This window comes from Romboutsia sp. (assembly GCF_051659545.1).
Lineage (GTDB): Bacteria > Bacillota > Clostridia > Peptostreptococcales > Peptostreptococcaceae > JBOFOR01.
Map to the genome: position 1 here is coordinate 25,113 of NZ_JBOFOR010000102.1, position 9,597 is coordinate 34,709.

The following is a 9,597-nucleotide window of genomic DNA, read 5'->3' on the forward strand; positions in this document are numbered from 1 at the left end:
GTTAATGTAATGTTTATAACTTTTTTGTCTATAAATTACTCACAAATTATTAAATATTCAACCACAAAGATATTAACATTTTATCAACATGTTAGTATCTTTGCATTTATTAAGCTGAAAGCACTTATGCACATTATCAACAACACCTACTACTATTACTACTAAATTTTTAATATATTTTTATATATAAATGTCGCAAGGAGGTTATCCACATTGAAAATAATTTGTAATCAAAAACTTTTGGCACATAAAATCGGAATTGCTCAAAAAGCTATTAACGGAAAAACTACTTTAGAGTTATTAAAAGGTCTTTTATTATCAGCTAAAAACGAAAAATTAAAATTAACAGGATATGATTTAGAAATAGGTATCGAAACATATGCACAAGCTGAAGTAATAGAAGATGGTGAAATTGTAGTAAATGCTAGACTTTTTGGAGATATTATAAGAAAGCTACCAGATTCATTTGTTGAAATAGAAACAGATGATGAGAATAATGTATATATAAATTGTGTGAACTCAAGATTCAAAATAAAAGGAGATTCAGCAAAAGAATATCCTAGATTACCTGAGGTAGATGATGAAGACTTATATAACATACCTCAAGATTTATTAAAGAATATGATAAAGCAAACAGTCTTTGCTATATCACAAGATCAAACGAAGCCTATCTTAATGGGTGAACTTTTAGAAATAGTTAATGGAAATATAAGTTTAGTAGCAATAGATGGATATAGATTAGCTGTTAGAAGTTGTACAGCTAACAATATAATAAATAATGCTAAGGTTATAATACCTGGAAAAACATTAATCGATGTAAATAGCTTATTATCTTCAGAAGATGAAGACGTTAAATTAGGATTTGATGATAAAAATGCCATATTTATGATAAATGACACGAAAATAATAACAAGACTTCTAGAAGGTGATTTTATAGATTACAAAAAATTACTTCCTAGAGAACATAATTCTAAAGTAAAATTAAATACTAAAGAACTTTTAAATAGTATCGAAAGAGCGTCATTATTATCTCAATCAGAAAAAAATAATCTTATAAAATTATCAATAAGAGATAATGTTATGGCTATAACTTCTAATACAGACAAAGGTAATGTATATGAAGAAGTTTCTTTAGAATTAGAAGGGGATTATCTAGACATAGCTTTTAACTCTAGATATTTCTTAGAAGGATTAAAAAATATAGATAGTGAAGAAATATTTATAGAATTCACAACAAATGTGAATCCTTGTATAATAAGACCAGCTGATGGAGTAAAGTATACTTATTTATTACTACCAGTAAGAATATCATCAAATATATAGCATAGACATAAAGCCCAACTAATAAAAGTTGGGTTTTTGTAAGTGATTTTATGATATAATATATTTTTAATGTATTTTTATAATGAACAAGGAAATTATAACATTTTAAAATTATGGATAAAATAATTGCCAGAAGTGAATTTCAAGAAAATCATATTTTAGAATCTTTAATCGAAGATTTTCTTAATAATAAAAATAATAAGTAAAAATAAATAGGAGGTAAATAATTATGATTGAAATAACTATAGATTCTGAATATATAAAACTAGATCAATTTTTAAAATTAGCAGATCTTGCATCAACTGGTGGACATGCTAAATTTTTAATATTAGAAGGTCTAGTTAAAGTGAATGGTGAACTAGAAACAAGAAGAGGAAAAAAATTAAGGCCGCAAGATGTTGTCGAAGTTGAAGGAAAGATAATAAAAGTAGTGTAAAAAGGAGAGCCCTTTGTGCGACTAAAAAGTTTGCAATTAGTTAATTTTAGAAATTATAATAATTTACATTTAGACTTTAATGAAAAAATAAATCTTCTAGTAGGCAAAAATGGCCAAGGTAAGACAAATATTGTCGAATCTATATATATGCTTTCTTTTGGAAAATCTTTCAGAACTAATAAAGACAAGGAAATTATAAAATTTGATACTGAAAACTTATATGTTGGAGGTAGTTATTCAAAAGAATATACTAATGGATTAATAGAAATAGCTATCAGTAAAAATAAAAAAGGTATAAAAGTGAATAAAATTCACATTCAAAAAATATATGACTTACTTGGAAATTTAAATGTTGTAATATTTTCGCCAGAAGATTTAAAGTTAGTAAAAGATGGGCCGAAAGAGCGTAGATCTTTTATTGATAAAGAGATAAGTCAAATCATGCCTAAATATTATAATTATCTTACAAATTATAACAAAGTTTTATTTCAAAGAAATCAATTATTAAAAAATAGAGATATCGATAGAGCATTGTTAGATGTATACGATGAAAGTCTAGCCCAATATGGGGGCTATATTTACATATTGAGAAGAGATTTTATAAAAAAAATATCTAATATATCTAAAAATATGCATAAAAACTTAACAAATGGTATTGAAGAACTAGTAATAACATATAAAAATCAAATTAATATATGTGAGGATGATACTATAGAAATTGTGCAAAATAAATTCTTAGATAAGCTTAAGTTGAGCAGAAATCATGATATAGAAACTAGAACAACTAGATACGGATTACACAAGGATGATTTAAATATATTTATAAATGGATTAGATGTGAGACTTTATGGATCTCAAGGCCAGCAAAGAACAGCTTCAATTTCATTAAAATTGTCAGAAATAGAACTTATTAAAAATGAAGTAGGAGAATATCCTATTTTAATTTTAGATGACGTATTTAGTGAATTAGACGAAATAAGACAAAAACTATTGGTCGAAAACTTAAGTGTAGTTCAAATGTTTATAACTACAGCGGAGGTTTCACATAAAAGCATATTTGAAAAAAGTAATACTACGATTTTTAATATTGAGCAAGGTCGTGTTATTAACATAGAGAATGGAGGGAACTAGATGAAACAAGAATACGGTGCAAGTCAGATACAAGTATTAGAAGGATTAGAGCCTGTTAGAATTAGACCTGGTATGTACATAGGTTCTACAGGGCCAAGAGGATTACACCATTTAGTTTATGAAGTCGTGGATAATAGTATAGATGAAGCATTACAAGGCTATTGTTCAAAAATATATGTTTCAATAAATGAAGATGGAAGTATAACAGTAAAAGATAATGGTAGAGGTATACCAGTTGAGGTGCATCCTCAAACAGGTAAATCTACTCTAGAAACAGTATTAACAGTACTTCATGCAGGAGGAAAATTCGGTGGAGAAGGATACAAGATATCTGGTGGTCTTCACGGAGTTGGGGTTTCTGTAGTTAATGCTTTATCAGAGAAATTAGTTGCAGAAGTTTATAGAGATGGAAAAATATATAGACAAACATATGAAAAAGGTATACCAACATCAGAACTTGAGGTAGTAGGTGAGTCAACTCATAATGGAACAATAACACATTTTATGCCAGATGCAACTATATTTGATGAAATAGAGTTCAAGTACGAGACATTAGAGCATAGACTTAGAGAATTAGCATTTTTAAATAAAGGTGTAAAAATAATATTAGAAGACAAAAGAGCAGATAGAGAAAAGAAAAAAGAATTCTATTATACGGGAGGTTTAGTTGAATATATTAAGTATTTAAATAAATCTAGAACTGGAATTCATGATGATATAGTTTATATTGATAAAAAGGTAGATGAGCACATTGTTGAGTTAGCAATGCAGTATACTGATGGCTATACAGAGAACATATATTCCTTTGCCAACAATATAAATACTCACGAAGGTGGAACTCACTTAAGTGGATTTAAGACAGCTCTTACAAAAACAGTTAACGATTATGCGAGAAGAAATAAAGTTATAAAAGAAAACGAACCTAATTTATTAGGAGAAGATATAAGAGAAGGTCTTACTGCGGTAGTATCAGTAAAGCTTCCAGATCCTCAATTTGAAGGACAAACTAAAACAAAATTAGGTAACTCTACAATGAGAGGTATCGTTGATAGTATAACAGTTGAAGAACTAGGCGGATTTTTAGAAGAAAATCCAAATACAGCTAAGATAATAGTTGAAAAAGCACTTAGAGCACAAAGAGCTAGAGAAGCTGCAAAAAGAGCTAGAGAATTAACTAGAAGAAAAAGTATACTAGAAAGTACATCATTGCCTGGGAAATTAGCTGACTGTGCGGAGAAAGATCCAGCTAAGAGTGAAGTATTCTTAGTCGAAGGGGATTCTGCCGGTGGTTCCGCTAAGCAAGGTAGAGATAGACATGCACAAGCTATATTACCACTAAGAGGTAAAATACTTAATGTTGAAAAATCCAGATTAGATAAGATATTATCTTCAGATGAAATAAAGAATATGATAACAGCATTTGGTTGTGGTATTGGTGATGAATTTGATTTAGAAAGATCAAGATATCACAAAATAGTAATAATGACCGATGCTGATGTAGATGGTGCTCACATAAGAACATTATTATTGACATTCTTCTTCAGATATATGAAACCTCTTATAGAGAATGGATATATATATGTTGCTCAACCACCTCTATACAAAGTTAAGAAGCAAAAGAAAGAACACTATGTTTATTCAGATAAAGAATTAAATAAATTATTAGAAGAGATAGGAAGACAAGGTGTAGAGCTTCAAAGATACAAAGGGCTTGGAGAGATGAATGCAGAACAATTATGGGATACTACAATGAACCCAGAAACAAGAACTTTATTACAAGTATCAATAGAAGATGCAGTTTTAGCAGACGAGATATTCTCGATGTTAATGGGAGATAAAGTTGCTCCAAGAAAAGAATTTATTGAAGAAAATGCAAAATACGTTAAAAATTTAGATATATAAGAGAGGGGATGAGTATCCATGGAAGAAAATAATAGAATAATCCCTTTAGAGATTTCGGAAGAGATGAAAAATTCGTATATGGATTATGCGATGAGTGTTATAGCTGGGCGTGCTCTTCCAGATGTTAGAGATGGATTAAAGCCAGTTCATAGAAGAATATTATATTCAATGAGTGAATTAAACTTAACGCCAGATAAACCTTATAGAAAGTCTGCCCGTATAGTTGGGGACGTTCTAGGTAAGTACCATCCACATGGAGATACTGCAGTTTATTTTGCAATGGTAAGAATGGCACAAGATTTCTCAACAAGAGGTTTATTAGTTGATGGACATGGTAACTTTGGTTCTGTAGATGGAGATTCACCAGCTGCAATGCGTTATACTGAAGCTAAAATGAGTAAATTAGCTATGGAATTACTAAGAGACATAGATAAAGAAACTGTTGATTATATTCCTAACTTTGATGAATCTTTAAAAGAGCCAACTGTATTACCAGCGAGGTATCCTAACCTTTTAGTCAATGGTTCTAATGGTATAGCAGTTGGTATGGCAACAAGTATACCACCTCATAACTTAGCAGAGGTTATAGATGCAACTATGCATTTAATAGATAATGAAGAATGTAGCGTTGAAGACTTAATGCAATATATAAAAGGTCCAGATTTTCCAACATCAGCAATAATAATGGGAAAAGAAAATATAGCTAATGCATATCAAACGGGTAGAGGTAAGGTAAAAGTAAGAGCAAGAGCTTATATAGAAGAATTACCAAAAGGTAGACAACAAATAATAGTTACTGAAATACCATATCAAGTAAATAAGGCGAGATTAGTTGAAAAAATAGCTGACTTAGTCAAAGATAAAAAATTAGAAGGAATTTCTGATTTAAGAGATGAAAGTAATAGAAATGGAATGAGAATAGTTATAGAACTTAAGAGAGATGCTAATGCTAATATAGTATTAAATAATCTTTATAAACATTCTCAAATGGAAGATACATTTAGTATAATAATGCTTTCTCTAGTTAATGGAGAACCGAAAGTATTAAATTTAAAGCAAATGCTATACTACTATGTAAAACACCAAAAAGAAGTTGTTACTAGAAGAACACAGTTTGAATTAAACAAAGCTGAAGCTAGAGCACATGTATTAGAAGGATTAAGAATAGCACTAGATAATATAGACGCTGTAATAAGCTTAATAAGAGCTTCTAAGACTACTCAAGAAGCTAAAAATGGTCTTATAGATAAATTCGGTTTAAGTGATATACAATCTCAAGCAATACTTGACATGAGACTTCAAAGACTTACTGGATTAGAAAGAGATAAGATTGAAAATGAGTATGAGCAATTAATGACTTTAATAAATAAATTAAGAGAAATATTAGCCAATGAAAGATTACTTCTTAATTTAATAAAAGAAGAAATGCTGATAATAAAAGAAAACTATGCTGATGAAAGAAGAACTGAAATTAGGCATGCTGAAGGTGAAATAGATCAAAGAGATCTTATAGAAGAAGAAGAAATAGCTATAACTCTTACTCACTTTGGATACATAAAGAGAGTTCCAGCTGATAACTATAAGAGTCAAAAGAGGGGCGGAAGAGGTATATCTGCTCTGACAACTAGAGAAGAAGATTTTGTTAAGCACTTAGTCTCAACTACGACTCACAGTAGATTATTATTCTTTACTAACAAAGGTAGAGTATTTAAAATAAATGCTTATGAAATACCAGAAGGTAAGAGACAAGCTAAAGGAACTGCTATAGTAAACCTACTTCAATTAGGACCTAATGAAAAGATAGCAAAATTAATAGCGATAGATGACGAAGATGCTAATCAATATCTATTATTAACTACTAAAAAAGGAATAGTTAAGAAAACTAAGCGTGAAGAATTCAAAAACATTAATAAGTCAGGTCTTATAGCGATAGGACTAAGAGAAGATGATGAGTTAATCGGTGTTAAATTAACAGACGGAACTAAAGAAGTTCTTTTAGTAACTAAAAATGGTATGTCTATAAAGTTTGATGAGAATGATATAAGATATATGGGTAGAACTGCTATGGGAGTAAAAGGTATTACTTTATCAAAGGATGACAAGGTAGTATCTATGAACTTATGTGATGAAGGAACAGAAGTATTAGTAGTTAGTGAAAATGGATTTGGAAAAAGGACAGATATAGCAGAATATAGAAGTCAAATAAGAGCAGGAAAAGGTATAAAAACTTATAACATATCAGATAAGACAGGTAAACTTGCTGGGGCACAAATGGTAAATGAAGATGATGAGATGATGATAATAAACTCAAATGGAGTACTTATCAGATTAAGAGTCAACGAAATATCATTATTTGGAAGAGTTACAAGTGGAGTTAAGTTAATGAAGACTGATGATGAAGTTAATGTAGTTTCTATTGCTAAAATAAATATAGAAGAAGAATAGGATTTTATCCTATTCTTTTTCCTTAATTTAACATACAATTATTCAAGATAGGAGAAGTACCATGAGCAAAAAAAGAGGAAAATTATTTATAATAGGTGCACTTTTAGGGTTTATAGCAGGTTTATTTTTAGCTCCAAAGAAAGGCTCTGAATTAAGAAGAGAAGCTAAAGACAAATTTGAAGAAGTGAAAGAAAATCCAAAAGAAGTTCTACAAGAAACATTAGAGAGTGTAAAAGATAAAGTAAGTAATATAATAGACAACAATATATCAGATGATGAAGAAATACAAATATCAGAAGAAGAAATAGTAATAAGTAAAACTTTTAATGATGAGGGAGAAAGTAAATAATGGATGCATTAGGGTGGCAAATAGGAGCCGTTTTAATTGGTTCATCGACTCTTATCGTAGCTATATATGTAAGTAAATTATTACATAGTACTACAAAAGTTGTAGAAAAGACAAATAAAATAATTGATTATAATGAAAGACACATACATGAAATTATTGAAAATGCGGCTTCAATAACAAAGGAAGCAGAAGAAATAATGGATGTAGTAAATAAACTAACTAGTTTAACAAGAGTATTTAGATTTATGAAAAGATAATTAAAGGATTAAAGGAGGTTTGGAAATGTCAATAAATATAAATTCTAAACTAGATTCTCAAAATAAGTTTTGGGATGTTATGCTTGAAGGAGAATTAGATGTATCTACATGTGATAAACTAAAAGAGCATTTACATAAGTTAACAGATGAAGAAGTGATTGATATAAAAATGGATCTTACAAACTTAGATTATATAGATTCAACTGGTCTAGGAGTTATGATAGGTGTCCTAAAAAAATTAAAAATAAATGAAAAAGACATATATATAATAAATCCAAAAACTAATGTAAAGAAGATTTTTACTATAACAGGTCTAGATAAAATATTTAAGGTGGAGGGATAAGCATTGACTTGGGAAACTATAAAAATGGAAATACCAGCAACTCCTGACTATGTAAGTATTATAAGATTAACAACATCAGGAATAGCTAATAAAGTAGGTTTTTCAATAGAAGATATAGAAGATATGAAGGTTGCTGTATCAGAAGCATGTACAAATGCAATAAAGCATAGTAATGATAATAAAGTTTCTGTTATATATAATTTAATAGAAAATGGATTAGAAATTGAAATTAAAGATAATGGCAAAGGTTATGATATAGCTTCAATAGAAGCTCCAGATTTAGCGAATCCAAAGGAAAATGGTTTAGGATTATTTATAATTCAAACTCTTATGGATGAAGTTAACATGGAATCTAGAGGAAAACAAGGAACAACTATAAAAATGACTAAATATTTAGGAGTTGATATTTAATGAAAAATGTAGCTAATGCTACAAATTATCTAAATATAGATACTAAGGAACTATTTAGGATATATAGTGAAAATAAAAATGATAAAGAAATTAGAAATATTCTTATAGAAAGACACTTATATTTAGTTAATTTACTGGCTAAGAAGTATATAAATAAAGGTGTAGAGTTTGAAGATATATATCAAGTAGCTTCCTTAGCTTTAATATATGCAATTGATAGATACAATATAGATAAGGGTTATGAGTTTAGTAGTTTTGCTTCACCGACTATAGTTGGTGAAATAAAAAAATACTTTAGAGATAAAGTATGGACATTAAGGGTTCCAAGAAGAGTACAGGAATTAAATAAAAAAATAAGTGAAGCGAAGCTTATACTAGAACAAAAAAATAAAAAACATCCTAAAGTAAAAGATATTGCAGAGTATTTAGATTGTAGCGAAGAAGAAATTCTAGAAGCGATGGAAGCTTCATATGGATATCAACCTATATCATTAGATTCATCAAGTAATGAAGACTCAGAAGATAAAGATGTAACTCTTATGGATAAAGTAGGACATGAAGAAAAGAGCTTCAAAAATATAGAGCAACAAGATTTTATAGAAAACTTTATAAAGCAATTAAATGAACTAGAAGTAAAAATATTTAAAGATAGATTCTTTTTAGATAAGACACAATCAGTAATAGCAAAAGAGCTAGAAATATCTCAAATGACTGTTTCTAGGCTAGAAAAAAAGATAGTAGAAAAATTAAAAAAAGAATATGAAAAAAATATTTAAAAAAGTATTGACCTACTGTTGATAGTATAGTAAAGTATTACTTGTCCCTAAGAAAAGGGATAACGGCAAAAAGAAATGTCGGAGAATATGAACTTTGAAAATTAAACAGTAGGTTAATTTATAGAAACAAACATAATTCTTAACAGAATTAAAACACAAACAAACCAAGCCAGATATTCAGATAATGATTAGCTGAGCGATGGACAACTTTTTAAATTATATTT

The 9,597-nt window shown here is 28.9% G+C and carries 10 protein-coding genes; all 10 read left to right on the forward strand.

Going from position 1 to position 9,597, the window contains the following annotated elements:
* The first annotated feature begins 213 nt into the window (after positions 1-213).
* The 10 genes from dnaN (at position 214) to ACRC03_RS06265 (ending at position 9,373) form a co-directional block, all read left to right on the forward strand.
* Positions 214-1,323: a DNA polymerase III subunit beta gene (gene dnaN / locus ACRC03_RS06220; RefSeq protein ID WP_438651688.1), complete on the forward strand. Its 1,110-nt coding sequence runs from the start codon at positions 214-216 to the stop codon at positions 1,321-1,323.
* A gap of 229 nt (positions 1,324-1,552) precedes the next feature.
* Positions 1,553-1,759, forward strand: coding sequence for a S4 domain-containing protein YaaA (gene yaaA, locus ACRC03_RS06225; protein ID WP_438651689.1), 207 nt, complete (start codon positions 1,553-1,555; stop codon positions 1,757-1,759).
* 15 nt (positions 1,760-1,774) lie between these two features.
* Positions 1,775-2,890 carry a DNA replication/repair protein RecF gene (gene recF, locus ACRC03_RS06230; protein ID WP_438651690.1) on the forward strand — a complete coding sequence of 372 codons (1,116 nt, stop codon included), beginning with the start codon at positions 1,775-1,777 and terminating at the stop codon, positions 2,888-2,890.
* Positions 2,891-4,792 (forward strand): DNA topoisomerase (ATP-hydrolyzing) subunit B, encoded by a 1,902-nt coding sequence (gene gyrB, locus ACRC03_RS06235; protein WP_438651691.1) that lies wholly within the window; start codon positions 2,891-2,893, stop codon positions 4,790-4,792.
* 18 nt (positions 4,793-4,810) lie between these two features.
* Entirely contained in the window at positions 4,811-7,237 is a 2,427-nt protein-coding gene (gyrA, locus tag ACRC03_RS06240) for a DNA gyrase subunit A (RefSeq protein ID WP_438651692.1), read from the forward strand.
* A 61-nt stretch (positions 7,238-7,298) separates the two neighbouring features.
* Entirely contained in the window at positions 7,299-7,586 is a 288-nt protein-coding gene (locus tag ACRC03_RS06245) for a YtxH domain-containing protein (protein WP_438651693.1), read from the forward strand.
* A complete protein-coding gene (locus ACRC03_RS06250; RefSeq protein WP_438651694.1) occupies positions 7,586-7,843 on the forward strand; it encodes a DUF948 domain-containing protein in 258 nt (85 codons plus the stop codon). Before ACRC03_RS06245 ends, ACRC03_RS06250 begins: the two co-directional genes overlap by 1 nt.
* Positions 7,844-7,868: 25 nt before the next feature.
* On the forward strand, positions 7,869-8,186 hold the full coding sequence (locus ACRC03_RS06255; protein WP_438651695.1) for an STAS domain-containing protein: 318 nt from the start codon (positions 7,869-7,871) through the stop codon (positions 8,184-8,186).
* 3 nt (positions 8,187-8,189) lie between these two features.
* Positions 8,190-8,597: an anti-sigma B factor RsbW gene (gene rsbW, locus ACRC03_RS06260; RefSeq protein WP_438651696.1), complete on the forward strand. Its 408-nt coding sequence runs from the start codon at positions 8,190-8,192 to the stop codon at positions 8,595-8,597.
* Positions 8,597-9,373, forward strand: coding sequence for a SigB/SigF/SigG family RNA polymerase sigma factor (locus tag ACRC03_RS06265; protein ID WP_438651697.1), 777 nt, complete (start codon positions 8,597-8,599; stop codon positions 9,371-9,373). Before rsbW ends, ACRC03_RS06265 begins: the two co-directional genes overlap by 1 nt.
* Positions 9,374-9,597 lie beyond the last annotated feature (224 nt).